Annotated in this window: 20 protein-coding genes; 3 read left to right on the top strand and 17 right to left on the bottom strand. The window is 45.3% G+C overall.

All coding sequences use genetic code 11. From position 1 onward, the window contains the following. Nucleotides 1-265 precede the first annotated feature (265 nt). The 10 genes from BMX69_RS00495 to BMX69_RS00450 all read right to left on the bottom strand — a co-directional run bounded on the left by BMX69_RS00495 (nt 266) and on the right by BMX69_RS00450 (nt 11,968). Nucleotides 266-1,522, bottom strand: coding sequence for an ABC transporter substrate-binding protein (locus tag BMX69_RS00495; protein WP_100041237.1), 1,257 nt, complete (start codon nt 1,520-1,522; stop codon nt 266-268). 3 nt (nt 1,523-1,525) lie between these two features. Further along, complete coding sequence (locus BMX69_RS00490; protein ID WP_100041236.1) at nt 1,526-3,037, bottom strand: response regulator transcription factor; 1,512 nt, start codon at nt 3,035-3,037, stop codon at nt 1,526-1,528. A 20-nt stretch (nt 3,038-3,057) separates the two neighbouring features. After that, complete coding sequence (locus BMX69_RS00485) at nt 3,058-4,884, bottom strand: sensor histidine kinase (protein ID WP_100041235.1); 1,827 nt, start codon at nt 4,882-4,884, stop codon at nt 3,058-3,060. 150 nt (nt 4,885-5,034) lie between these two features. After that, nucleotides 5,035-5,823, bottom strand: coding sequence for an ABC transporter ATP-binding protein (locus tag BMX69_RS00480; protein ID WP_100043732.1), 789 nt, complete (start codon nt 5,821-5,823; stop codon nt 5,035-5,037). Beyond that, entirely contained in the window at nt 5,820-6,836 is a 1,017-nt protein-coding gene (locus tag BMX69_RS00475; RefSeq protein ID WP_100041234.1) for a FecCD family ABC transporter permease, read from the bottom strand. The genes BMX69_RS00480 and BMX69_RS00475 overlap by 4 nt, the downstream gene beginning before the upstream one ends. Before the next feature lie 2 nt (nt 6,837-6,838). Next, on the bottom strand, nt 6,839-8,029 hold the full coding sequence (locus BMX69_RS00470; protein ID WP_054790643.1) for an ABC transporter substrate-binding protein: 1,191 nt from the start codon (nt 8,027-8,029) through the stop codon (nt 6,839-6,841). A 24-nt stretch (nt 8,030-8,053) separates the two neighbouring features. After that, nucleotides 8,054-9,223 carry a nitrogenase component 1 gene (locus BMX69_RS00465; RefSeq protein ID WP_100041233.1) on the bottom strand — a complete coding sequence of 390 codons (1,170 nt, stop codon included), beginning with the start codon at nt 9,221-9,223 and terminating at the stop codon, nt 8,054-8,056. Beyond that, nucleotides 9,220-10,479: a nitrogenase component 1 gene (locus BMX69_RS00460; RefSeq protein ID WP_100041232.1), complete on the bottom strand. Its 1,260-nt coding sequence runs from the start codon at nt 10,477-10,479 to the stop codon at nt 9,220-9,222. The genes BMX69_RS00465 and BMX69_RS00460 overlap by 4 nt, the downstream gene beginning before the upstream one ends. Beyond that, on the bottom strand, nt 10,469-11,230 hold the full coding sequence (locus BMX69_RS00455; protein WP_054790639.1) for a nucleotide-binding protein: 762 nt from the start codon (nt 11,228-11,230) through the stop codon (nt 10,469-10,471). Before BMX69_RS00455 ends, BMX69_RS00460 begins: the two co-directional genes overlap by 11 nt. Before the next feature lie 51 nt (nt 11,231-11,281). Then, nucleotides 11,282-11,968, bottom strand: a complete 687-nt coding sequence (locus tag BMX69_RS00450; RefSeq protein WP_054790638.1) for a Crp/Fnr family transcriptional regulator — start codon at nt 11,966-11,968, stop codon at nt 11,282-11,284. Between the two features lie 71 nt (nt 11,969-12,039). Here BMX69_RS00450 and BMX69_RS24010 point away from each other — a divergent pair, with 71 nt between their 5' ends. Then, nucleotides 12,040-12,288, top strand: a complete 249-nt coding sequence (locus BMX69_RS24010; RefSeq protein WP_147297044.1) for a hypothetical protein — start codon at nt 12,040-12,042, stop codon at nt 12,286-12,288. On the opposite strand, the gene cooS is transcribed toward BMX69_RS24010, so the two are convergent. The 5 genes from cooS to BMX69_RS00425 all read right to left on the bottom strand — a co-directional run bounded on the left by cooS (nt 12,254) and on the right by BMX69_RS00425 (nt 19,431). Continuing rightward, nucleotides 12,254-14,167, bottom strand: coding sequence for an anaerobic carbon-monoxide dehydrogenase catalytic subunit (gene cooS, locus BMX69_RS00445; protein ID WP_100041231.1), 1,914 nt, complete (start codon nt 14,165-14,167; stop codon nt 12,254-12,256). The two genes, BMX69_RS24010 and cooS, sit on opposite strands and share 35 nt — an antisense overlap. Nucleotides 14,168-14,264: 97 nt before the next feature. Beyond that, a complete protein-coding gene (locus BMX69_RS00440) occupies nt 14,265-14,888 on the bottom strand; it encodes an undecaprenyl diphosphate synthase family protein (protein ID WP_025231599.1) in 624 nt (207 codons plus the stop codon). A gap of 235 nt (nt 14,889-15,123) precedes the next feature. Next, entirely contained in the window at nt 15,124-16,821 is a 1,698-nt protein-coding gene (locus BMX69_RS00435) for an FAD-dependent oxidoreductase (RefSeq protein ID WP_100041230.1), read from the bottom strand. A gap of 27 nt (nt 16,822-16,848) precedes the next feature. Beyond that, entirely contained in the window at nt 16,849-18,237 is a 1,389-nt protein-coding gene (locus tag BMX69_RS00430) for a cation:dicarboxylate symporter family transporter (protein WP_100041229.1), read from the bottom strand. Next, a complete protein-coding gene (locus BMX69_RS00425; RefSeq protein WP_100041228.1) occupies nt 18,238-19,431 on the bottom strand; it encodes a MalY/PatB family protein in 1,194 nt (397 codons plus the stop codon). It lies immediately after the preceding gene. Nucleotides 19,432-19,708: 277 nt separating this feature from the next. On the opposite strand from BMX69_RS00425, the gene BMX69_RS00420 reads away from it, so the two are divergent. Next, the gene (locus BMX69_RS00420) at nt 19,709-20,191 is read left to right on the top strand and encodes a MarR family winged helix-turn-helix transcriptional regulator (RefSeq protein ID WP_054790637.1); all 483 of its coding nucleotides are present in this window, start codon (nt 19,709-19,711) and stop codon (nt 20,189-20,191) included. 181 nt (nt 20,192-20,372) lie between these two features. Here the strand turns inward: BMX69_RS00420 and ppdK are convergent, their stop codons facing one another. Both ppdK and BMX69_RS00410 read right to left on the bottom strand, forming a co-directional pair. Continuing rightward, nucleotides 20,373-22,997 carry a pyruvate, phosphate dikinase gene (gene ppdK, locus BMX69_RS00415; RefSeq protein ID WP_054790636.1) on the bottom strand — a complete coding sequence of 875 codons (2,625 nt, stop codon included), beginning with the start codon at nt 22,995-22,997 and terminating at the stop codon, nt 20,373-20,375. 267 nt (nt 22,998-23,264) lie between these two features. Further along, a complete protein-coding gene (locus BMX69_RS00410; RefSeq protein WP_100041227.1) occupies nt 23,265-24,596 on the bottom strand; it encodes an MATE family efflux transporter in 1,332 nt (443 codons plus the stop codon). 235 nt (nt 24,597-24,831) lie between these two features. Between BMX69_RS00410 and BMX69_RS00405 the strand changes: the two genes are divergently transcribed. After that, nucleotides 24,832-25,995, top strand: coding sequence for a BMP family lipoprotein (locus BMX69_RS00405; protein ID WP_054790635.1), 1,164 nt, complete (start codon nt 24,832-24,834; stop codon nt 25,993-25,995). Nucleotides 25,996-25,999: the final 4 nt, after the last annotated feature.

Below are 25,999 nucleotides of genomic sequence, written 5' to 3'. Positions count from 1 at the left end.
AAACATATACCTGTAAGGTATCTTTATCTACGCGGGCAACGAACCGGATAACTATGCCTGCATGCTTATTCCGGCGACTGCCGCGTTAACTATAAGTAACCCGTGAATCGTGTTTCTTATAGTGGTTAAGAAAATGATATCATAAGAAAGTTTTACAGAGTATTCCAAAATTTTAGAAAAGGGGTATAATTTTAATCTCATTAAGTAAGTCCCCACCACTTATGCCTTTCCGGCATTGAAGTGGTGGGAACTTGACTCTTACCGCCTACCTTTCTAAAATGGCGCTCCTGATGTCACCCTGAAGCCTTTTGGAAACCTCCTCCGGTGTCATGGTCTTGTCTCCGAGAAAAGCCGTTAGATTCCCTGCAATTCCATCTGATATGATAAACCATGTGGTGTAGGCATTTTTTAAGATGCTCTGGTTTCTCTCCCGTTCCACGAATTCATCCGGAAGACCTCTTACCAGTCCGGGATTTACCGTTACATCCGTTCTTACGGAAAGGCAGCAGGTGTTTTCGTAATAGCTCTTAACCACCTCCCTGGATGTAAGGTAATCCAGCAGTTTTATGGATTCTTCCATATCCGCCGTTACCGTGATCCCGATGTTGTCTCCCTGCAGCAGATACGTCTGTTTCTGGATATAAGGGATTTCCGCGATTTTATACTTGCACTTCTTATCCGAATTCTCCAATATGGACATGGAGCTTAGCTCTGCAATGGCGATCTTTACATATCCCTTGGAAAATGCCTTCATTAGCTCCTTCTGATTCCAGTTGATCACATCCTGGTCTATGATCCCCTCATCCCTCATATTGCCAAGCATTTCATATAGTTTCATGCAGTTTTCCGTATCCAGGCTCCTTAAGGTTCCTCCGGCAGAATAGATCATCTGCAGAAAACTGGAGGCGATATCCTCTTTATTCTTCATGGCAAAACCGAAATTATAGGTGCCAAGGGTACTGGTTTCCCTGCACAGCTTAAGAAGCTCTTCCATCGTTTCCGGAATGGTGGCATTATGCTTCCTTAAATGATCCTCATTATAAAACACCACATAGGGGTTGCTGGTAAAGGGAACGGAATAGCAGATGCCGTTTACCACCGTGCTGCTGTATGCATTCTTTAAATACAGAGAGGCTCTCTCCGCTGTCATGAAATCGGACAAATCCCTAAGAATTCCCATGGACTCAAGGGCAGGCGTCATGACGTTTTCACAAATGATCAGATCAGGGAGGTTATTCTGATCCTTATCAATGCACAGCTGCTTTTGAAAACCGGACTGAGAGACATACTGGATCCTGACCTCCGGGTTCCCCGGCAGTTTAGAATATTCATCTACAAGTCTCTTTAAGTAATCACCGCTTTCATCCTCCTCGCTGACAGCCATGACCACAAGCTGGTCCCTTTTCTCCTCCTCAGCTGCCACCTCATTGGATTCTCTGTAATATTTTAAAATTACGCTGATCAATAAAAAGGAAACCAGCAGCCATAAACCGATTAAAAGTTTTTGTACGGTCCTGTTCATATCCTAGAATACCTTTCTATAGTCTGAGGGAGACACTCCCATAATGGAACGAAATACCTTATTAAAATACTTCGTATCCTTATACCCCACCATTTCAGCTACCTCATGGATCTTATAATTGCCGGTTGCCAGCAGTTTTTTTGCAATGCTGACACGGAATTCCCCTAAAAAGGTACAAAAGTTGATCCCCATTTCCCTGGTAAACAGCTTGCTTAAATATTCCGGTGTGATCCCCACCAGATCAGCCGCATCGGAAAGTGAAACATCCTTATCATAATTCTGCCTTATGAATTCGATCACATTTAAGATCATGCCATTGCCGGTTAAAGCATCCTTTTCCCTGTCATCTGCAAGCATGTCAATCACTTTCCAGTAATTGTTCAAAAAGATTTCCCTGATTCCGGTTTTCATCATATCGTTTAACAGGTATTGGTAGAGGGCCTCAATGTCTTTGTTTTTCATCAGGTCCCTCGCGGTATTTAAGGCAGCCATAACAAAACGGACGGTATGGTTTTTTATCACCTTTGGCTCTTCCCTGCTTTGAATGACCATCTCCTCAAATTTCCTGGCGTTTCTTCTGATTCCCTCCTTGTTTCCATTTCTTATGTCCCTTTTTACTCCGCGCTCCAAATATTCCGGATATTCCACCCTTTCAAAGGACAGATTCTTAACCAGCTCCCTGTCAATGACCCGCTGGTCCTGAAATACAAAGGTATAGGAAAGATATTCCTGCATCTGCTTTAAAGTATCTTTAAGACTGGAAAGACTTCCAAGTTCCCCATAGCTGATGAGAAATTCCCCCTTCTCCTTCAGCTCCTTCAGAATCTGGGTTTTAAATATGGTCTTTAAATACTTAACGTTCTGGCCGTCTGATATCATCACAAGGATCTGTTTTTCATAGGGAAGCTTAAAGATGAAAAAGCCGGTCAGACAGATTGCATCAAGGCTGTCTTTCAGGACTTCCGTCATCTGGTTCGTTGTATCTTCCAGAATGCTTTCCGACTGGATCAGAAACATGGAAATGACCTGGTCCTTTTGCTTTCGTATCTTTTCAGAAAATTGCTTTTGAACCATTTCTTCATCGTTTCCGTCTCCAGTCAATAAAGAAAACAGCAGCTGCTCTGCGGAAACCTGCTCCACCTTGTTCTTTGTTAACTTTTTCTCCACGGTCCCAAGGACCTCTATGATGTCCTCCACATCAAGAGGTTTCAGCAAATATTCGGCTACGGATAACTGTATGGCGCGCTGGGCATATTCAAACTCCGAATACCCGGTCAGAAGGACTGCCGCCGTCATAATCCCCGCTTCCCTGATCTTGTGGATCATGGTAAGTCCATCCATCTTTGGCATGTTGATATCTGTTATAACCACATCCGGATGCAAAGATAACACTTTTTCAAGCCCTGTCTCTCCATCGCTCTCCCCTGCAACCACTTCATGTGACGTATACTTTTCAATGATTTTTATGATCCCGTTCCTGGTGTTTGGTTCGTCTTCCACAATTACCACTCTCATGCAAGTATCGTTCCCCCTGTCTATTCTTCAAACAAAATCTCAGCCGTTATTTGGGTTCCCCTGTCATTTGATTCAATAAAGAAATGCCCTTCTTCTCCATAATAGTATTTGATCCTCATAATCACATTCCGTACTCCGATGCTTCCCTCTATGGTGCCGCTTGAATAATCATAGTGATTCAGTTCCCTGACCAGTTCCCCATCCATGCCTTTTCCATTGTCCTCCACTTTAACCACCAGATGCTTATCTCCCTTCTTTCTGATGGATACCGTAAGCATATCCTGCCCGGTATCACCTGGAAATCCATGGATAATGGCATTCTCAATGAGAGGCTGGAACAACAGCTTGTGCATCTTTAAATCCAGGACCTCCTCATCCACATCCATAATACAGTGAAAGGAAAAGGAAAACCTTTGCTGCTGGAGAAAGATATACTGCTTTAAATATTCAAGTTCACTTCTCACACTTACCACACCATTGCTTTTATGTACGCTGTAACGCAGGATGGATCCAAGATTTTTAAGCATTTTACTGATTAAAAACTGTTCATTTTCTATGGCCATCCAGTTGATGGCATCCAGGGTATTATAAAGAAAATGAGGGTTGATCTGGGCCTCCAAAGCCTTTAATTCCGCATTTTTCTCACGGAGAAGGGCTTCCTTTTCTATCTTTCCGGACTGGTCAATCTTCTGTACCATATGATTGAAGTGCCTTGCAATCTTTCCAAACTCATCCCGCCAGGTGTGCTCGATCTGTACCGTATAATCCCCCTTATAGGCTCTGTCCATGGCAGAGGTGATCTTTTCAACACAGACCTGTAAGGAACCTGCAAACTGGATCATAATAAGAATGCTGGTAATGATAATCAATATCGTAAGCAGAATGATCACCTCAAAGATATATTTAAAATCCTTTAAAGGCTCTCTGTAATCCCGGAGGCTGACCAGGACAAACTGGTTTTTTAACACAGGCTTTGTGTAAATGCTGTAATATCCGTTGTTCATGATCTGATGGGTTTCCGCCGCCTGCCTGATCTTAAGTTCCGGCTGGGAAAACAGCTCCTCTCTGGAGTCTTCCCATTCTTCAAAGATGCCTGTCCCTATTAAATCCGCCCTGGTACTGGAAAGGATGCTTCCATTGGCATCACAAAGAAAGGATACATTGATTTCGCTTTCGTTTTCCTGGGAATAGGTTTCCCGGATATTGGTTTCGTCAAGGCAGATCAGTATGCTTCCAACCGTTCCTTGTCTGTAATTATTAATATCCGCAATCCGATGTCCCAGATAGATGATATTTCTTTTTGTCCCGTTTGCCTCCTCCCGGTTTATGACATGGGAATAAACGGTCTGGGTGTTATGAAAGGTCTCATCGGTCACAGCCAGCCAGCTTTTATCCTTTTCCGGAAAGCAATAGCTGTCCATGGTGCTGTTGGTAATGGAATCGTACAGGATGCATTCCTTTTTCTGTGTCACCACCGCAATCCCCAATATTTCCGGATGAAGATAGGAGATATTTTCCAGATCTTCTTCCAGCTGCTTCTTTAACAGATAGTAATTCCTGGAGTCCCATACATTCAGCTTTTCCAGCTTTAGGGCATATTCATTTTCCGTATAAATAGACATGATGATGCTGTCATATTCGGAAAAGAAATCTTCCAGCCCTTTCTGGGATAATTTCATATTGCTTTCCACCAGAATATCCATCTGCTTTTTTATGGTGTTGGCGGCTATGATACAGGTTATGATTTCGATTACCATGACAGGGACGATTGAGACAAAAAGCAGGATGATCAATGTTTTTTTGGCAATCCCCCATCCTCTGTATCTGTTTACCAAATATTTGATCAAGCCATGTTCCCCCTTTGTTAAAATCTTCCAAATCTCTTCTTTTTTGTATTATAACATAATTTATAAATAAGGATAATATTTTCAATCAGTCCGGCAAAAAAGAAGGCCTCAGCAAAAATGCCGAAGCCTTCTATTAGTCTTTGAAGCATGTCAGGTTAATGCCAGGGCAGTTACGGATTTAAAACGATGCCCTTCTTCTTCAATTTCATTGATCAGAACCTTTACCCCAAATGCCTCTTCCATATGTTCTTTCGATACTACTTCATCCACTTTGCCAAATATACTTTTTCCGCTGCGGTTCAAAATCAATGCCTTATCGGATATCTTTAGCGCATGTGCCGGGTAGTGGGTATTAAAAATACAGGATATGTTCTTTTCATCCGCAAGGCGGCGGATTGTATCCAGAATAATCAGCTGGTTTCTAAAATCCAGATTGCTCTCCGGCTCGTCCAGCACCAGTATCCGGGGTTTTGCAGTCAGGGCCCGGGCAATTAAAACCATCTGAAGCTCTCCGCCGCTGATCCGGCTCACCAGCTTCCCTCTTAAATAATCAATTCCAACACTCCGGATCGCCTCATCGGCAATTTCCACATCCACCTTTTTCGGACGGCTGAAATTTCCGATATGGGCACTGCGTCCCAGTAAGACCATCTCTTCTACCGTATAAGAAAAAAGCGACGCTTTCGCCTGGGGAACATAGGCGATTGTCTGCCAGACATCTTTTACAGACATTTCCGCCAGACATGTTCCATCCAGATAGCTTCCGCCTGATTTCCATTTCAGCAGTCCCATCATATTGCGAAGCAGCGTGGTTTTGCCTACGCCGTTTGGTCCCAGGATAGCCAGTACTTCTCCATCCTGAAGCCGGAATGTGATTTCTTTTAAAATTTCTTCCCCTGCCTTATATCCAAAGCAGCCTTTCTTTACTTCAAAAATCACAGCCATCCTCCTCCTGTCTTTCTCAGCAATAGAATAAATACCGGGGCTCCGATCACTGCCGTCAGGATCGACAGGGGAATTTCAGCAGTCGTTGCAGCCCTGGCAGTCGTATCCATAACCAGCATAAATACTGCGCCCAGACTGATGCTGGCTGGAATGACCCGTTCGTTATTGCTTCCAAATAACATCCGGACCCCATGGGGAATCAATAGCCCCACCCACTCGATCCGTCCGCACATGGAGGCGCAGGAGGCTGTAATCAATGCTGCTGCCAGAATAATAATAATGCGAAGCTTTCTTAAGTCAATTCCCATGGACCTTGCTTCATCCTCAGACATTGACAGGATATTCAACCGCCAGCGAAGCAGGTAAATTATCAGAATTCCCCCGCAGATCAAGGGACCTCCGATAGCCAGACTCTTGTAGGTAATTCCGGCCATACTTCCTAACAGCCAGTAGGTAATGGTTGGCAGCTGAGATTCCGGATCAGCCACATATTTAACCAGGGATACCAGGGAAGTAAAAAGAGAAGAAACCGCGATTCCCGCCAGAATGATCATAAACGTGGAAGACTGACCTTTAACCTTGCTGATGGAATAAGTAAGCATAATCGCAATCAGGCCAAATACCAGGGCCACCAGCTGAACCCATAAAAGACTGTCAGAAAATAAAAGGGCCAGTGCCGCACCAAAACATGCTCCCTGTGCCACCCCCAGAGTATCCGGAGTCGCCAGCGCATTGGAAAATAAGGGCTGAAAAGCCGCTCCCGAGACAGCCAGCCCTGCTCCGCAAAGAACTGCCAGTATGATTCTTGGCAGCCGGATATTGAATACAACACTGTATGCCTGAGGTTCGATGGCATCTTTTCCGGAAACCGCATAGGTATATAACAGTTTACAGATGTCAGCCAGATTAAAAGAATAGCGTCCGATGCCCAGACAGATCAGGGCCGTTAACACCGGAGCCAGGATCAGTAAGATCCTGGTTCCGGTTCCATATCGTTTCATCAACATGTTTATACTCCGTCTGCTGCTTCACGGGGAGGATTAAATATGCCTTCCACCTCTTCATCCGTTAGCTCTACATAATAATACTTCAGATAAAAGTCTTTAATTGTCTGGTTCAAATCAAGGTCCGCAAAAACTTCCGGGTGATTTTTCTGGGCCATCCAATAAAGGCAAAGAGAAGAATCGGAAGACGGCGGGAACCAGCGGTACATTCCCAGAGGGAATTTATAAACTTTATGTTCCCGTACGGCCTTAACCGGACTCCAGTCAAATCCTTCAATGCTGTTGTCATAAAAATCCTGAGGCAGGTAGGGACTGAAGTTTGTTACATAGATAATATCCGGATCCCACTCATAGATCTGTTCCATGGTCAGATCCACGCCTGACCCGGGAATATCTTTTGATACGCTGATGGCTCCGGTTGCATCGCACCAGTACTGACCGAAGAACTGATTGCCGGAGGTCTGGAATACCCCGTCTTTATAATGATAAATAATCATTACTTTCGGTTTATCTTCCTCTTTTACATCCTTTAAGCGTTTTTCAATATCAGCAGCCACTTCACGTCCGTAATCAGTAATACCGGCTACCTTATCCGGCTCATCAAATATTTCTCCCAACAGTTCGACCCATTGGTTCACTGTTTCCACCGTATCAAACCCGGCAATGGAAGTGCTGAAGCCAACCACCGGTATACCGGTTTTTAACAGCACTTCTCTTTCTTTTGCATTGTTGGCATTGTAAAAGATCACATCAGGCTTCAGTTTAATGAGTTCTTCCACATTGACTTCACCGCCCTGAATAAAGGAAGTATCCACATCCTTTAATTCAGGAGCCACTTTCATCAACAAAGAATGTTCTGCCGCACTTTTAGAAGCCGGATGCATGCCCACCAGTTTTGCGCCTGACCCCTGATACAATACATAAACCGACGGCAGCGGCCATAAAGACGCAATCGCCACACGCTCAATATTAACCGGAATGACCACCTCATTACCGCCCTGGTCAATGATCGTCTTGGTCTCGCCGGCTGCCGGTGCGGGTTCTTCCTCTTTCCCGGCCTCCGGTTTGTCTTCCGCTGACGCCGCTTCTCCGGCTGCTGAGGCCGGAGTCTCCGTGGAAGCTGACTTAGCCGTACAGCCGGATAATACAGCCAGGCACAGAGCCATGCTCAATACACGCGTTACTGTTTTTTTCATCTTTTCATTTCTCCCTTCTTCGTATCATTGAAAGCTAAATAAGCTTCCACTCAATCGTTTTCCCATGAGCTGAGGTGCATGGTCCCAACATACCTTGCTGGAAACCGCCACATGAGGCAGCTCAATGAATCGCACATTTTCTTTTTCCCGGATCAACTGCCGGATCAGCGGATCAGCTATAATGGTATGATAACTTCCACTGTTCACCAGTTTTCTGATATCACTCTCACTATTTAAGGAAAGGCTGGCCTGCCGGTACACTCCTTGTGTTCCTCCGAATAAAACCGCCGGCTGAATATCCCTTATTCCCATCTCTTCCTGAAGATGAAACGCCAGCGACCGGATCAGAACCTCTTCACCGATCATCAGAATCTGACTCGTTTCATTTGCTGCCGTTTCCAATACCCTCTCCTGCTTATCTTCCATTGTTTCTTTCAGCATTGCTGCCAAACGGTCCGCCGCCGGCTCCCCGGCCGGAACCCCTGTCACGTAAGGAATTTGATATCGTTTTTTCATATATTCTGCCAGGCCAAGACCGCTCTTTGACACCACCAGGTTTACACCGGCAGACGGTGCCTGGCAAACCTTATGGAAATCAGATATCATAGAGAAATCCGCCTGAATGGTAAAGCCCCGTTTCTCCAGCTCGCCAATCAAGTCAACTGCATTGCTGTTGTTGGAGAAATCAAGGGGTGTTAATCCCAGAATATTGATACTGTCCCCTGACGGGCTGACCTCCTGCGGTGACGGAAAGAACTTTTTTGCAAAAGCTATGTAAGCATCTGAGATCCCTTTATCGTAGTAATGCAAACCGGTTGTTGCCAGTCCGATAGAAGGAATTCCGGTACGCTCTTCCAGTTCTGCCGCTATTCCCTCCAGATCCGTTCCAATAACCATAGGAACCGGACTTCCAAGAAAGCAAAGAAAGTTTGGCTTCAGATTATTTGCGGCATTTTCTATCTTTTGTATAAATTTTTCATCATTGCCTAGGATCGCATCCATTTCCCTGAGTCCTGAACAGTACAACAGGCTGCGGGAATCATACCATCTGGGTTCATCATAACCGGTATAATTCCCCGTGCAGCCGGAAGCATCATGAATTACCAGCAGGCCGCCCAACGCAAACAGGGCAGAGCATACACCGGAATAATCAGGAGCAAAGGGAGGCAGTTGTATCGAAAGTTTATGCATCATATCACCAACCCATAATTTTTTATCAGCGTTTCCAAGTCTTCTTCCACCTGGACCGCATGGACGATTCCCTGCATCAGCCGGATGATACCGTCAAATCCAAAGTTCCCTTCATTGTTAACCAGACCATACACATGGCGGGAACGGGTAACATATGCGGCTTCAAAGCCAATGGCAATGCCATCCTCCGGAAATACTCCGATCTTTGAAGGAATATCATAGCCGATCGGATTTATAATCTGAATTTCCGGCATATGTTCATGGATCCAGTCCGCATGTTTCTTTTCTGCTTCCCCAACGGTCCGGGCAAAAATTCCAGCCACATGGAAACCTGCCTCAATGAATGCCCTGGCTGCCGCAAAAGGAAATATCACAGCCGTATCATCGATAAAGACCGGTCTGTTCCGGGCTGCCTCTTTTGCCTCCACGACTGCCTGTCTTGCCTTTCTTTGGTATGGCTCCAGATCAAACCGGACATTCTCTTTGTCCGCCAGCTTTTCCATCAGCCGTTCGTAAGTATTTAATATATCTTCCTCCCGGTAGTTAGTATAAGCTAACTCAAAGTCAATATTCAGCCGTTTCTTCATGTCCATGGCCGCCTTCACTCCCGGCGGGGCTGTCACCAGATTCCATTTGGCAGCCGCCATCTGTTTGTATGCTTCAAAGGTTTCAAACTGTGCAATATGGTTGACCTGATGGATTCCCATCGCCTGCAAAAATGCAAACAATTCAGATTCCGGCCGGATCTGCACCGGATTCCCAATGAGATTGACCTGCCGCATCTTTCCTTCCAACGGTTCCAAGAGACCGTACATCTTCCGGCGGATATTGACCGGAGGAGGATTGTCCGTATCCAGGGTAATCGGGTTCATATGGCAGAAAGTAAACCGAACATCTTCATGCTGTTCCCGCAAAACAGCCAGTATGGACTCATGGTCTGTTCCCAGCAGGTCATCCAGGCAGCTGACAAAAATCATTAGAACTTTCGGTTTTTTCTCCAGTGTCTCCAGGAGTTCTGCCACCGCTTCTGGAATTAAATCCTCATATCCTCCCGTTACAATATCACTTTCATCAATGTATAAATAGGAGAGCCGGTCTTTTAAGCCATGTCCGATGGCTCCAAGCGCCCCATGCCTCCCACAGGCAAAGGGACAAACAAACAGCTGGTAACTTTCCGGAACTAGCATAGCCAGACGGACCACCCCCCACCCGCCGTGGGCAGGCGATGTATAATGAAGCGTACTGCAATCAGTTTTCATGACCGCACACCTCCAGAATCGATTTGGCTAATGTACGGTATTCTTCTGCCATGGCACTGTCCGGAAATGCTTCCACAACAGTTTTCTTCTGATGCTCTGCCTCCTGTACAATTCCGTCACGAGGCAGAATCCGCACGATCTTCCCGCCGCTTTCCTCTGCAAATTCAGATACCAGTTCCTGTTCTTTTTCAATATTTCTTGAGTTTAAAATGATACCGGAATACCGGGCATATCCCCGCTTTGAAAATTGTCCAACAGCACTGACTATATTAGCGGCAGCATAAAGGGACATCTTCTCACCCGAAGTAACAACAAATACATGTTCCGCATAACCGCCCCGAATGGGCATGGCAAAGCCTCCACATACCACGTCACCAAGAACATCATAAAGTATGATATCCGGCTTGTAGATCTCATAAGCATTTAATGCTTCCAACCGTTCAAAAGCGGTAATAATACCGCGCCCCGCGCAGCCAATTCCAGGAGTCGGTCCTCCTGCTTCCACGCATAACGCCCCGTTATAACCAGGAAATACAATATCTGAAAGCTCCACATGATCCGACTTTTCCTTTATTGCATCCAAAACTGTCTTTACCGGTTTTCCCAATGTCAGATTCTGAGTGGAATCTGCTTTTGGATCACAGCCGATCTGCATCACCCGATATCCCATGTCAGACAAGGCTGCTGTCAGGTTTGAGGTGGTTGTGCTTTTGCCAATTCCTCCCTTCCCATATACTGCAATCTTTAACATATTTGACTCTCCTTCATTCGCCTTTAGTTAGTTATAGCTAACTCCTGCATACTAACATGAAGCCGCCTTGGAGTCAAGATGACACTGGGAAAACTGTCTCAAATGAGATACATCCCTGATTACAATCTTCTGTTCCGTATACTCGATTGCCTGGGAAATGCGGAAGTTGTCCAGTTCCCGATACAAGGTTGCACGGCTGATTCCCAGACAGGAACATAATCCAGTCTTTCCCGTTCGCAGGGAAACCACTCCATTGCTGTTGGCATGACTCACTAAATAATCAGCTAGCCGGGCTTTGGCAGAGGTTGTATTAAGCATTTCGACTTTCTTCTGCAGAAATAGTATCTTTTTATTAAAGATCGTCATGATATGAAGCATCAGCTCCGGATCCCTCTTTAACACCTTTAAAAGTTCACTTTTCTTTATGTACAGTACGGTAGTGGGGCACATGCACTGCAGTGTGTTGGGCATCTCGGCTTGAGTAAGAACCGTGCAGATCCCAAAACAGTCTTTCGGGTAAATCTGTCTCAAGGTTAATTCTTTTCCATCCGGGGTGAACGAAGAGACGGTAATCTCGCCGGTTACTACAATACCGATGGATTTCTCTCCCTGATAACGGTTGCTGACCAGGCTGCCTTTTTTTAAATTGCACATTCCATACTCCATCCCTCCCACATTCATTCCCTGGAATAATTCTGTGGTTTTTAAAAATTCCAGGTCCTTTTTCCGTTGTGTCACGTAAGACTCCTCCTTCTTCCTATATCTGCTATACGATGGAAATATAATAATTATACAAGGAGACAGGAAAAATGAAAAGTGAAATAATTCTCATTAGCGGGGGAGCAGCCTTATTTCACCCTGCTTCTAACAAGAAAAATATGGAAGCACAGTGGCTAAACACCAATTCTGGCTGCCCAATACAAAAAGAAGGCCTCAGCAAAAATGCCGAAGCCTTCTTTGTCTGCAAAGCCATTGATTCTTGTCTTTTCATTTTCCGGGGTCATTTCATTTTCCGCTTGGAATCTAATTCAAGCCCATGTTCCGTCTTTTTTTCATGATATGATCTTCAATATCATTGGCTACCTGTACCGGGTCATCACCTAACGCAACTTTTCCGCCGGTCAGGCCCTCTACATCTTCTGTGAGCAGCTTTACAAGCTTTGGTGCGCCAGTGATAAAGGGAGTGGGAGAAAGATGGGTATAGGCTCCGTATGCTATGGCAAATAAGCCATCTATGGTTGCCTTCTGTTCCATCCATTCCGGTGCTGTCACTGCAATAGGAAGGTCAGAAATATCGGCATCCAGATGGTCGGCCAGGGCCGTTACAAGCATGGAAATCCTTCCTGTATCCGTGCAGGTTCCAAAGCTTAGCACCGGGGGAATTCCCAACGCCCTGCACACTCCCTGCAGTCCTTCTCCTGCCTGATCGATGGCGTCTAAATTGCACATTCCTGCAACCTCTAATCCATGGTTTCCGCAGCCTCCTGCAACTACAAGGATGTCTTTTTTAATCAGTTCTTTTGTTAAATTTACCGTATTCCAATCCTGAGGCCCGTTTCTCAATGTGGAACAGTTTGCCAGGGCAACAATTCCTTTTAACTGGCCTTTTGCGATGACATCCACCAGATTATTTAAATCATTTCCAATTGCATTTAACACTGCTTCCGTGGAAAATCCGGCAATGGCTTTTTGCTTGTATTTTGGCACCATAGGCTTGATCTTTTCATGCCTTTTCTTAAAGTTCTCAATGGCAACGTTAATGCACGTCTCCGCCATTTCCTCTGCCTTACCCGGATAATATGGCATCTTATGCTCTGTGCCGGGAACACCGATAATTGTGCTGACACTTACAAGTGCTACCTGATACTTTTCCGCATATTGATCAATGGCAGGAGGAGAACAGTTTTCTTCCATTACAAATGCATCCACCGTTCCTGTTGCTAAAAACGGTTCAATGGATAACCAGTTTCCCATAAGGCCCACGAACACATCATCCATTTCAAACCGTTGCAGCAATTCCTGTCCGGTCTCAATGGAACCTACGATGTGAATTCCCTTTGCTCCGGCCTGCTTTGCCATATCCTGATACTTCTGCATCCTTGCCATCTGTAAAGCAGCAACCCCAATCCAGGGCTGATGTCCATTAAATGCAATATTTACATAGTCAGGGTCCATAATTCCCAAATCCACATCCACTTCATGAGGCATCGGCGTTCCAAATAATATATCCTGGGTCATTTCAAGACCAATCTGCGCAGTATAAATCGTGGAAAGACCTAAGCGCAGGGCTTTTGTAGCCAGGGAAACGTAGTCGCCATCTACATTGGTAAGGCAGCTTGCAATGCTGTTCTGTACTTCGTGTTCAACGCCTGATGGATAAATGTGTAAGTCTTCCCAGATCTTTTTTCGTTTTTTTGGTGAAAAGACTTCCACCATAACACTTTTCTCGTCAGGGCTTATTTTCATCTCCCGGTCAAGAAATTCTGCCAGGCAGACAGCCATCTGGTTCACATCCTGGTTTGTATTGATCCCGGTTTTTTCACACATCCATTTTAATTTGTTAACGTCCGCAATCTGAAAAACGGTATTGCCTTTTCCTGTTTCTTTTAAGGTGCGGAAGGCCTCGTAAGCATGATGGGCATAGGTGGCCGCGCCCATAATATTTCTCATGAGAAGATTTCTCATGGCCATGGCATCGGCCCCAATTCCGCAAACACCTTTTTCCGGTCCTTTTTGTTCATTGATTCTGCAAGGTCCATTGGTACATAATTGACAGCTTAGTCCCTGCAGGCAAAATTTGCATCGTATTTTTTCCTGCTCGTCCCATCTGGAAAATACGCTTGATAATCCGTCATCTCTTATCCTGACCAGCATCTCTTCCACGGAGTCATGATAGCTTACCCGACCTTCTGTTTTTTCTAAAACCGTCTCTGGCATAATTACCTCCATCAAAATATTATTCCGTAAGTAGTATGCCAAATTTTAGTAACCATATTCTTTTGCTATGAAATCGAACAGTCCGATCTGTGTATCTTCACCCTCCCAGAGTCACGTCCTGCCTGGAATACCATTCTATCGCATCGTATACGTGCTGAGGCGTAAAATCCGGCCAGTAATCATCAATTACATACATATCTGAGTAAACAGACTGTACCGGCAAGAAACCGGACAGCCTTCTGCGGCCTCCCCACCGGATCACCAGATCGATCCTGGAAACATCGGCGGTTTTTAATTTAGGGCCTATTGCTCCGTCATGAAGTCCCAGATCCCACTCCCAGCTGTAGTTGACCAGAAAGTTGATCTTCATTCCTCCATTGCCGAACTGATGCCTGTTGGTATATGGCTTCAGCTCCTCCGGAAACATGGCTGACGTTGTTTTTCCCAGAACCAAAAGCTCGGCATCTTCCTTTGACAATTCCTCTACGGCTTTTACGCATGCCTTTGAAAAGGCTTCCCTCTGAATTGAGGGACGCTTTGTATTGTCCACGGTAAAGCCATAAAAGGTCATTTCATTAATCCCAAGTTTTCTGCAAAGGTGGTAAAGGACCATTCCAGGGGATATTCCATTGTCATAGCCTGCCTCTTTTCCCATTCCTTTTCCAAGGGCCCAGCGGCGGTTGCCGTCTGGTATGATCCCAATGTGCTTTGGAATTCTCATATACGTTCCTCCATTTTTCCTGCTATATTTGAATTATATAGAAAGTATAGCCAATTTTTTCTCTTCCATAATTCTCCTTAATATCTTTATAGGCAGGAAAACCATACAATCTTCTTTACGGAGGCGGGCAGGGCTTTAAGTAAACTTAACAAGCTGCAAGCTGCTGATCACGACCCATAAAAACAGACGGTATGCCCCTCATCTCAGGCATACCGTCTGTTTTTATATACGACTTTTATAAAAAATTATATTCCGTTAGTATCTTCTCCCGTCCCGTAGTCATATCCGTAAAGTATTCATAATAACTGATTCCCAGGAAGGAACCGGAAATATTAATGATATTGTCAAAACCACGGCCCTTTAACGCCATGGATGCATTATAGCTTCTCTGGCTGGTTCTGCAGTGTAAGTATACCGGCCTGTCATGAGGAATTTCCGATACACGCTGCCTGAGTTCACCTAAGGGGATATTCACGGCTCCAATGAGATGTCCCATCTCAAACTCATCACGGCCTCTCACATCGATGATGCATGCTTTGCTCTCCACCAGTTCCCGCACTTCACTTACATGAACCTGTTTCGAGACACCGTGCAGGACATTGAGTGCCACCAGTGCAGACAGATTAACCACATCCCTTGCTGTGCCGAACACCGGTGAGTAGCAGAGTTCCAGTTCTTTTAAGTCCTCCAGTGTTCCGTTCATGGCAATAAGGGTTGCGATAACGTCGATCCGTTTGTCTACATTGCCCTTGCCGATGGCCTGGGCTCCCAGGACCCTTCCTGTGGGTACCTCGAAAACAAGCTTAAAGTGCATGGGAGAACTGCCGGGCATCAGGCCTACCTTATCCATGGCCATGGTGTAGACAGAATCACATGGTATATTATTTGCTTTTGCGGTTCTCTCATTCAAACCTGTGGCAGCAGCGTTCAACTCGAACAGCCTGACAGCACAGGAACCAATGACTCCGTTATTCCTGGTGGACATGCCATACATGGCATCAGCGGCTGCCCTTGCCTGGCGCAGAGCCGGACCAGCCAGAGGGAGCCTGGTTGGTCTGTGGGTCAGACGCTGGTATACTTCGATGGCATCGCCCACTGCATAGATATGCGGGTCACTGGTGCGGTAATCCGGTGTGACCTTGATTGCACCGGTCTCACCGATTTCCAGGCCTGCCTGCTTCGCCAGCTCTGTCTCCGGCAGTACACCAATGGAGAGCACCACTGCATCGCAGGGCAGCTCCCTGCCAGAGTTTAAGATTACCGTATCCTCTGTGATAGCCTTAACACCGTCACCCACAGCCAGTTCCACACCCTGATCATAGAGCTCTTTCTGCAGAATCTGGCTCATATCATGATCAAAAGGAGCCATGATCTGGCTGGCAGCCTCTGCCACAGCTACCTGCTTTCCTGCAGATTTCAGATTTTCTGCCACCTCAAGGCCGATAAAGCCGCCTCCGATTACAACCACACTGCGTATTTCTTCTCTGGCAACATATTGGTCCAGATCTGCAATATCATTCACATTGCGCACTGTGAATACATGAGGGAGTGACACTCCCACGATTGACTTAGGACGGATAGGATATGATCCTGGCGAAAGCACCAGCTCATCATATGATTCTTCATATTCCCGGCCGGATACACTGTCTTTAATACGTATTTTCTTAAGGGTGCGGTCAATGCCGCACACCTCACTGTTAACACGCACCTCGATATCATAGGAATTCTCAAATCCCTCCGGAGTCATCAGCACCAGATATTCCTTATCCTCCACGGTCCTGCTTAAATAATAGGGAAGTGAGCAGTTGGAAAAGGATACATGCTCTCCCCGTTCAAATATGGTTATGGACGCATCTGCATCCAGACGCCTGATTCTGGCTGCGGCGGAAGCACCGCCGGCAACACCTCCCACAATAAGAACACGTTTACCCATGATCACACATCCTTTGTATTTATTTTCTTATGAATTTCCCTTTGCTGAAGCCGGCTTCTTTTCCAGGTTCAGCGACTTGTCATTATATACTGTCATATCTATATTATTGGTCAGTTTTGCAGCTACTAAACCGGTCACCATACCATCGCTGACATTCAGGGCAGTCCTGGCCATGTCGATGACAGGCTCAATTCCTACCAGCAGACCTGCGAGGCCAACCGGGAGTCCAAGTGCGGATAACACGGTGATACCTGCAAAGGTTGCGCCGCCGCCTACACCGGCGATACCAATGGAAGCAAACGTGATGATGACTACCATCAGAATAAAGAAAGAAGGAGTAATTTGCTGGCCCACAGCAGGAGCCACCATGACTACCAGCATGGCAGGATAAATAGCTGCGCAGCCGTTCTGTCCGATGGAGGTACTGAGGGAACCTGCCAAGTTGGAAACTCCGTTATCCACACCCATCTCATCTGTTAAGGTCCTGATGGTCAGCGGCAGGGTTCCTGCACTGGTACGGGAGGTAAAAGCAAATACAAGGGTTGTCATGGCCTTCTTAAAATATGTAAGAGGGCTGACTCCCACTGCAGCCAGTATCAGTCCGTGAATGATGAACATGATAAATATAGCTGTATAGGAAGCAAGAACAAAGGTTACAAGCCGCAGGATACTGGTATAGTCACTTCCTGCAATGGTCTTGGTCATCAATGAAAAGATGCCGAATGGCGTCAGCATAATTATCATCATGACCACTTCCACCACCAAGGTATTCAGCGAATTCATTAGTTTCCCGAAAAATTCTGCCTGTTCCGGGGCATAGGTCCGTACCCCGATCACTCCGATTCCCAGGAATGCTGCAAAGAGCACCACGGAAAGAGTTGCATTGCTACCCTGTCCGGTCAGGGCATAGATCGGGTTGGATGGAATGATATCAATAATGGTATCTTCAATGGAAAGGCCCTCCTTAGCCTTCTCTTCCAGCTGGGAAGTCTTCTTACTCTCAGCCTCGCCAATCTCCAGTCCCTCCGCGCTGACACCAAATGCCGCAGCTGTAACACCGCCTACCACTGCTGAAATTGCTGCCGTTGAAAGGAGAATTACCAGTACAAGAGCTGTAATCTTACCAAGGTTCTTGCCTGACTTCTGGTTTATGATAGCACACACAATGGATACAAAAATCAACGGGATCACCATCATCTTTAAAAGCTTGGTATATGCAGTACCCACCAGGCTGATCCAGCGCAGACTCTCAGAAACCGCTGCATCATCTGCCACCGTCTTTAAGATCGCACCAAATATAATACCGCCGAACAGACCGGCTATTACACGTACATTAAAAGATTTGCCTTTTTTCTGTAATACAAACAGAACACCCAGATAGATTAAAAAACAGATTACACTTATATAAACAGCCATTTATTCCCCCACCTTTTCTTTAATGTTTTTAATAATGCTCTCAACAGCAGTAACAACATGCTTTGTATCAGTAGCCAGGTTAATCCGGATAAATCCGTGTGCCATGAGGCTGAACCATTCACCGACGTCGCAGGCAAGACGGCACTTGTTCTGGATAAAGCCGGCAGTCTCTTCCCCTGTTAGATAGCCTCTTAAATCAATCCAGGACAGATAGGTTCCTTCAAGAGGTGTAACCACAATCTCTGGAAGCTCTCTTAAAAACTCTTGTCTCATATAATTGTAATTATGAATAATCAGTGCCTTCACATTCTCCAGCCATTCTTCTCCTCCCCGGAAAGCGGCCTCCACTCCTGCAATACCCATGAGGTTGACTTCCGGTGAACCAATGCTTTTGATGTATGCATCATAGGTTTCCATCAACGGTTTGTCAAATATGATTACATGGGAGTGAATCAACCCGGCTAAGTTAAATGTCTTGGAACCTGCATTTAAGGTAATCAGAATATCCTTATACTTACCGTCCCCGACCAGGGCGGATGATACGAACTTCTTCCCCTCATAGGTAAAATCCTGATGAATCTCATCGGAAACCACCAGCACCCCATGTCTGCGGCAGATATTGAACATGGTATCCAGCTCCTCCTCTGACCATACCCGGCTTACAGGGTTATGGGGGGAACACAGGATGAACATCTCTGCCTTGTTGTCCATGATTTCCTTTTCAAACTTTTCAAAATCCAGGGTATAATAACCGTTGTTGTTATCAAGTTCACAGGTTACAAGCTTTCTTCCAGTGTTCAGTATGGCATCATAAAATGGGTAATATACAGGAGGGCAGATAATAACGGACGCTTCCTCTTTGGTATATGCCCTTACAGCCGCATATAAGGATCCCACCACCCCGGTAGCAAACCTTATATCTTCCCTGGCAAGTTCTACATTATGATGCTTCTTCTGCCATGCAAAGAAAGAATCAAAAAACGCTTCCTCCACTGTGCCATAGCCAAACACGCCGTGCTCCACGCGCTTCACCAGAGCCTCCCTTACTGCTGCCGGCGACTGGATCTCCATATCGGCAACCCATAGGGGAAGCAGGTCTGCATCTCCAAAAATTTCCTGAAGTGAGTCCCACTTTAATGTACCTGTTCCCCGTCGTTCCACACAATTTTCCCTACAGAACTTCTCAATGTCCATGAAAATACCATCCTTTTCGTAGTATAAGCAAGTTGTTGCAAAATATAGTTCACCAACTGAACTATATTATAAAATACATAGTATATATTGTCAATATATTTTTAATACATTTTTAATAATTAGGGCAGTTTTCACATAAATTGTTTACTTTCTTATTTTTATGGTTTATTCACTTAACTATATTTCCCGCTTTGTTTGAAATAATATATTGAAGCCCTATACTATATATGGTACTATTACATGTACAAACATCATCAATTGGAACAGGAGCATTTATATGAGTCATATTTCAGATATAAACAGCGCATATCAAAAGTTGAATGCACGGGCAGATACCTTGTATGAATTTGTCATCTTATATCACAATTACATCTATGCCCATCATACATATGAGAATGAAAACTTTAACATGATGGAGATACACACCCTTACCTACATTGACGACTCCCCCGGGATTACCGCCACTGAGCTGTCAAAGATATGGCACAAAAGCAAAAGTGCCATTTCCCAGGTCATCAAGAAGCTAGTCGACTCCGGATATATAGAAAAACGCTACAAGGAGAATAATGAAAAATCCGTATGCTTATACGTGACAGAAAAGGGTCAGAGACTTTCCTCGGTTCACAAAGCTTACGATGTAGCAGACATCACACAGACCACCTCCTATCTGATCGAACAGTGCGGTGAGTCAGACTTAGACGCCTTTTACCGGATTATTGAGAAGTATAATGAACTTCTGAAATCTGATCTGGAATCATAGGCATATCAACTGTCAATTATATAAGAACATCAAAAAAGCTGCAAGATCTATACCGTATGGCCAGATTGAGCAGCTTTTCTGATATGTTGCACTCTTTATAGTATTTTAAACATCAAAAGGGGCCGTGTACGAAACTGCCGATACCACGACCCCCTTTGACTATCCTATATAGTTGTTTTCTTTAATTGTTAAGTGCTGCCTGTGCTGCTGCCAGTTTAGCAATCGGCACACGGAATGGAGAACAGGATACATAATCCAGACCAATCTTATGGCAGAACTCTACGGAAGAAGGATCTCCGCCGTGCTCGCCGCAGATACCAACATGCATCTCCGGACGAACGCCCTTGCCTAACTTGATTGCTGTTTCCATAAGCTTGCCTACACCGGTCTGATCCAGTTTTGCAAATGGGTCATTCTCGAAGATCTTGGTGTCATAGTAAGCATTTAAGAACTTGCCTGCATCGTCACGGGAGAAGCCATAGGTCATCTGAGTTAAGTCATTGGTTCCGAAGCAGAAGAATTCAGCCTCTTTGGCAATGTCATCAGCGGTCAGGCATGCTCTTGGGATCTCGATCATGGTACCTACTTCATATTTTAAGTTGCTTCCTGCTGCGGCGATCTCTGCGTCAGCAGTTTCAACTACGATCTTCTTAACAAACTTTAATTCCTTCTCATCACAGATCAGCGGAATCATGATTTCCGGGCAAACGTTCCAGTCAGAATGTGCCTTCTGAACGTTGATGGCTGCACGGATCACTGCCTTTGTCTGCATTTTTGCGATCTCAGGATAGGTAACGGTCAGACGGCATCCACGATGTCCCATCATTGGGTTGAACTCGTGTAAGGAATCGATGATGCTCTTGATCTGAGCAACAGTCTTGCCCTGGGTATCAGCCAGTTTCTTAATGTCATCTTCCTCTGTTGGAACGAACTCATGCAGAGGTGGATCTAAGAAACGGATGGTAACAGGATTGCCTTCCAATGCTTCGTAAAGCTTTTCAAAGTCATCCTGCTGTACAGGAAGGATCTTTTCAAGAGCTGCTTCTCTTTCCTCAACGGTATCGGAGCAGATCATCTCGCGGAATGCGTCGATTCTGTCTCCTTCAAAGAACATATGCTCGGTACGGCAAAGGCCGATTCCTTCTGCGCCCAGTTCTCTTGCTTTTCTTGCATCAGCTGGTGTATCAGCATTGGTTCTTACTTTCAGCCTTCTGTACTTGTCTGCCCATGCCATGATTCTTCCGAATTCACCGATAATGGCTGCATCTACTGTAGGAATGATTCCGTCATAGATCTTTCCGGTAGATCCATCAAGGGATAAGAAGTCTCCTTCATGATATTCCTTGCCTGACAGGACGAATTTCTTGTTCTCTTCATCCATAATGATTTCGGAACAGCCGGATACACAGCATGTACCCATTCCACGTGCTACAACTGCTGCATGAGAAGTCATACCACCGCGTACGGTTAAGATACCCTGAGCGGCCTTCATTCCTTCAATATCTTCCGGAGAGGTCTCAAGACGAACCAGAACAACCTTCTCGCCTCTTTCATGCCATGCTTTTGCATCGTCAGCTGTAAATACGATCTTACCGCATGCAGCTCCCGGAGATGCTGCCAGAGCCTTTCCGATCGGTTCTGTCTTCTTTAATGCATCTGTATCAAACTGAGGATGGAGTAAGGTATCCAAGTTTCTTGGATCGATCATCTTAACTGCCTTTTCCTCTGTAATCATGCCTTCATCAACCAGATCACAAGCAATCTTTAAAGCTGCCTTAGCTGTTCTCTTGCCGTTACGGGTCTGAAGCATGTAAAGGGTTCTATCTTCAATGGTAAATTCCATATCCTGCATATCTCTGTAGTGATCTTCCAGCTTATTGCAGATTCCAACGAACTGCTCATAGGCTTCCGGCATAACTTCCTTCAACTGGTCAATCTTCTGCGGTGTACGGATACCGGCAACTACGTCCTCACCCTGTGCGTTCATTAAGAACTCACCCATAAGGTGCCGTTCACCGGTTGCTGGGTCACGGGTAAATGCAACACCGGTACCGGAGGTCTCGCCCATGTTTCCGAACGCCATCATCTGAACGTTAACAGCAGTACCCCAGGAATATGGGATATCGTTGTCGCGGCGGTAAACGTTTGCTCTCGGGTTGTTCCAGGAACGGAAAACAGCCTTGATCGCTTCCATCAGCTGTAGCTTTGGATCTGCCGGGAAATCAGCACCGATTTTTTCCTTATACTCAGCCTTGAACTGTCTTGCAAGTTCCTTTAAATCCTCAGCTGTTAAATCTACGTCCTCTGTGATTCCTTTTTCTTCCTTCATCTTATCGATGAGCTCTTCAAAGAACTTTTTGCCCACTTCCATAACGACGTCGGAGAACATCTGGATAAATCTGCGGTAACAATCCCATGCCCAACGGGGATTACCGGATTTTGCTGCCAGAACTTCCACTACTTCTTCATTCAAACCAAGGTTTAAGATGGTGTCCATCATACCTGGCATGGATGCTCTTGCACCGGAACGAACAGAAACCAGAAGAGGATTTTCCTTATCGCCGAACTTCTTTCCGGTGATCTCTTCCATCTTAGTGATGTGTTCCATGATCTGGTCCATGATCTCATCGTTAATCTTCTCGCCGTCATCATAATACTGAGTACAAGCCTCTGTTGTTATGGTAAATCCCTGGGGAACCGGAAGGCCTAAGTTTGTCATCTCTGCCAAGTTGGCGCCTTTTCCTCCTAACAGGTTTTTCATGCTTGTATTACCTTCGGTAAACAAATAAACCCATTTTCTTGCCATAAGTAAATTTCCTCCTCAAATTGTGTTGGTTGTCCAGCTTTTCTGCCGGATACATTTGCAAAAAAGCCCTGCAAATATTATAGCATAATTCATACGCTAGTAAAGGGGGTTTCTTTAATTATTCCCAAAAATTAGCTCTTTTTTCGATACAATTACCATGAAAGTACTTCCATATTCAGTCATTTTCCGATATGCGATTTTAGTTCGCATATGCGAATTTTATACCTGGGAATCCATGTTTTACCCCCAAAATTTCACAAAACAAATTTAAGAATTTTCAGACAAAACAGGTCTTTTTTCTTTCAGCAATACCAGGCAGATCCCCAGCGTCAAAAATTCTGCCGCCGGCATGACGGACCAGATCCCGTTTACCCCAAATGCCATTGGAAGATGAAATACAAGAACGCTGCTTAAGACAAGTCCCCGCATCAGGCAGATGAACAAGGCCTTTCCCGGCCTTAATACCGACTGGAACCAGGTGCTGAACAAAATATTAAATCCCATGGGAAGAAATGACAGGAAGTAAATCCTGACAGCGGGAACCGACATGGCTAAAATCTCATCTGCAGGCTTTACAAAGGCTTCTGTTACCATAACCGGGAAAAGCATACCCACTCCCACAAACAGCGCTCCGGCAACGCATACGGCCAGTTCTCCCATTCGGCGTGTTTCCTTTAACCTCTCCATTTTTCCTGCCCCGTAATTCATGGCCAGAATGGGTTGGGAGGCCTGTGAGATACCATTATTAATAGAAGCAACGATCAAAGCACTGTTGGATATGATGCCGTACACCACCACTCCAAGATCACCAACGTAAGCCAAAAGCTGGCGGTTAAATAAAAACATGACGATTCCGCTGCATGTTTCTAATAAGAAGCTGGAAAGGCCGTTTACCACGATTTCCCCTGCTTTTCTCCATTTGAAGCCAAGGACAATTCTTAAGGAACTTCCCTTGGAAAATAAATGGGTAAGCAGGATGCCAAGGGTCAGGCAGGAGCCGATCACAGTGGCAGCCGCCGCTCCTGCCATTCCCATCTTCATAGGAAAGATGAAAACATAATCCAGGATCACATTGGTGACACCGCCGGAGATCACGGCAATCATGGCCATTTTAGGAGCTCTGTCATTTCTGACAAAGGCCTGCAGGAAAGAAGAAAGAAGGAATACGGGCGCCCCCCATACCAGTATCCTTCCGTATTCCCTGACATAAAGGTCCATGGTTTCGTTTCTCCCCAGAAACTTTGTCACAGGATCAAACAGCAGTTGCCCAGCCGCCACATAGACCACACCGGCAGCTGCCGCCAAGCAGAGTGCAGCCGTAAAATATTCCCTGGCCCCATGCTCATCTCCTTTTCCCTTGGAAATAGACAAAAGCACGCCTCCGCCTACGCCAAACAGCATGCCGGTTCCGAAAAACAGACTATATAAGGGCAGAAGAAGGTTTAAGGCAGCAATGCCGATGGCTCCTACTCCCCGTCCGATCATCAGAGTGTCCGCCAATATATATAGAGAAGTAACCAGAGTGGCACTGATGGATGGCATCAGATACCTTAAAAATAACTTCTTCACCGGTTCTTCCAGTAAATTTGTCTTTTTCATAAAAATCCTCCTTTTCAATTCTTTAAACATTCTATCATTTTTCTTTTAAATAACAAGTAAAATCAGAGAATATCCGTCCATAGTAAAAGGTTTAGGAATATATTCCATAAAATGCTCGATTGTTTTTTGATTTTTTCTGTAAAATAACACCAAATGAGATTGTTTCCAGAACGAAAATGTGATACATTAGTGGTATCTCTGAAAATTAATCAAAAACAGGAGGAAAAAAAAGATTATGAAAAAGAGAGCATTAGCATTAGCAATGGCAGTCATGATGACTGCAGCATTAAGTGGATGTGGATCTTCCAATCAAGGCGGCGCTACCACAGCTGCACCGGAAACCACAACTGCTGCTGAAAAAACGGCAGAGACAACAGCCGCAGCTTCAGAAAAATCTGACAACGGGTATGAGCTTGCATTGGTTACAGACCTAGGAACCATTGATGATAAGTCCTTTAACCAGGGCGCTTGGGAAGGCATGAAGAAGTATGCGGAGGAAAACAATATTTCCTACAAGTACTACCAGCCCCAGGAAGGTACCACTGATTCCTATCTTGAGACCATCGGCCTTGCCATCGAAGGCGGCGCCAAGTTAGTTGTTTGCCCCGGATTCTTATTTGAAGAGCCTGTATTCCTTGCCCAGGATCAGCACAAAGATGTTCATTTCATCCTTCTGGATGGCGAACCTCACAATGGTGATTATTCAGAATTCAGAACAGAGGCTAATGTAATGCCGATCCTCTTCCAGGAAGACGAGCCTGGATTCTTAGCAGGCTATGCAGCAGTGAAAGACGGCCATACAAAGCTTGGCTTCTTAGGCGGTATGGCAGTTCCTGCAGTTATCCGTTACGGCTACGGATTTGCAGAAGGTGCTGACGTTGCAGCTAAGGAATTGGGAATCGACAACATAGAAATCATGTACAACTACACAGGAGCATTTGCCGCTACACCGGAAGCTCAGTCAATGGCTGCTTCCTGGTACCAGAACGGAACCGAAGTGATCTTTGGATGCGGAGGCGCAGTTGGTAACTCCGTTATGGCTGCTGCTGAAGAAAAAGGCACAAAGGTTATCGGCGTTGACGTTGACCAGAGCTATGAATCCAATACTGTTATTACCTCAGCAATGAAAGAACTGTCCGTTTCCGTTTACGATGGAGTAAAGGCATTCTATGACAATTCTTTCCCAGGCGGAAAAACCAGCATCTTCTCAGCAAAGAACAATGGTATCGGACTTCCAATGGAAACTTCCAAATTCACCAAGTTCACACAGCAGGATTATGATGCAATCTTTACTCAGTTAAAAGAAGGTAAGATCGAACTTGTACAGCCTTCCCAGGATAATAACAATCCTACGGTTGACTTAAAGCTTGAAAAGACAAAAATTAACTTTGTAGAATAACCTG

Origin of the sequence: Lacrimispora sphenoides JCM 1415, from assembly GCF_900105615.1 — a bacterium.
GTDB classification, from domain to species: Bacteria; Bacillota; Clostridia; order Lachnospirales; family Lachnospiraceae; genus Lacrimispora; species Lacrimispora sphenoides.
The sequence above is the reverse complement of the archived record's forward strand: the minus strand, read 5'-3'. Positions and strand labels throughout refer to the sequence as shown.

What these genes read in the sequence shown, in the direction of transcription:
- BMX69_RS00465 (WP_100041233.1), bottom strand. Translation starts at nt 9,223, where the DNA reads ATGATGCATAAACTTTCGATACAACTGCCTCCCTTTGCTCCTGATTAT.
- BMX69_RS00455 (WP_054790639.1), bottom strand. Translation starts at nt 11,230, where the DNA reads ATGTTAAAGATTGCAGTATATGGGAAGGGAGGAATTGGCAAAAGCACA.
- BMX69_RS00490 (WP_100041236.1), bottom strand. Translation starts at nt 3,037, where the DNA reads ATGAGAGTGGTAATTGTGGAAGACGAACCAAACACCAGGAACGGGATC.
- BMX69_RS00470 (WP_054790643.1), bottom strand. Translation starts at nt 8,029, where the DNA reads ATGAAAAAAACAGTAACGCGTGTATTGAGCATGGCTCTGTGCCTGGCT.
- BMX69_RS00420 (WP_054790637.1), top strand. Translation starts at nt 19,709, where the DNA reads ATGAGTCATATTTCAGATATAAACAGCGCATATCAAAAGTTGAATGCA.
- BMX69_RS00440 (WP_025231599.1), bottom strand. Translation starts at nt 14,888, where the DNA reads ATGAGAATTCCAAAGCACATTGGGATCATACCAGACGGCAACCGCCGC.
- BMX69_RS00410 (WP_100041227.1), bottom strand. Translation starts at nt 24,596, where the DNA reads ATGAAAAAGACAAATTTACTGGAAGAACCGGTGAAGAAGTTATTTTTA.
- BMX69_RS00475 (WP_100041234.1), bottom strand. Translation starts at nt 6,836, where the DNA reads ATGTTGATGAAACGATATGGAACCGGAACCAGGATCTTACTGATCCTG.
- BMX69_RS00435 (WP_100041230.1), bottom strand. Translation starts at nt 16,821, where the DNA reads ATGGGTAAACGTGTTCTTATTGTGGGAGGTGTTGCCGGCGGTGCTTCC.
- BMX69_RS00425 (WP_100041228.1), bottom strand. Translation starts at nt 19,431, where the DNA reads ATGGACATTGAGAAGTTCTGTAGGGAAAATTGTGTGGAACGACGGGGA.
- BMX69_RS00495 (WP_100041237.1), bottom strand. Translation starts at nt 1,522, where the DNA reads ATGAACAGGACCGTACAAAAACTTTTAATCGGTTTATGGCTGCTGGTT.
- cooS (WP_100041231.1), bottom strand. Translation starts at nt 14,167, where the DNA reads ATGCCAGAGACGGTTTTAGAAAAAACAGAAGGTCGGGTAAGCTATCAT.
- BMX69_RS00460 (WP_100041232.1), bottom strand. Translation starts at nt 10,479, where the DNA reads ATGAAAACTGATTGCAGTACGCTTCATTATACATCGCCTGCCCACGGC.
- BMX69_RS00430 (WP_100041229.1), bottom strand. Translation starts at nt 18,237, where the DNA reads ATGGCTGTTTATATAAGTGTAATCTGTTTTTTAATCTATCTGGGTGTT.
- BMX69_RS00405 (WP_054790635.1), top strand. Translation starts at nt 24,832, where the DNA reads ATGAAAAAGAGAGCATTAGCATTAGCAATGGCAGTCATGATGACTGCA.
- ppdK (WP_054790636.1), bottom strand. Translation starts at nt 22,997, where the DNA reads ATGGCAAGAAAATGGGTTTATTTGTTTACCGAAGGTAATACAAGCATG.
- BMX69_RS24010 (WP_147297044.1), top strand. Translation starts at nt 12,040, where the DNA reads ATGAAAAGTGAAATAATTCTCATTAGCGGGGGAGCAGCCTTATTTCAC.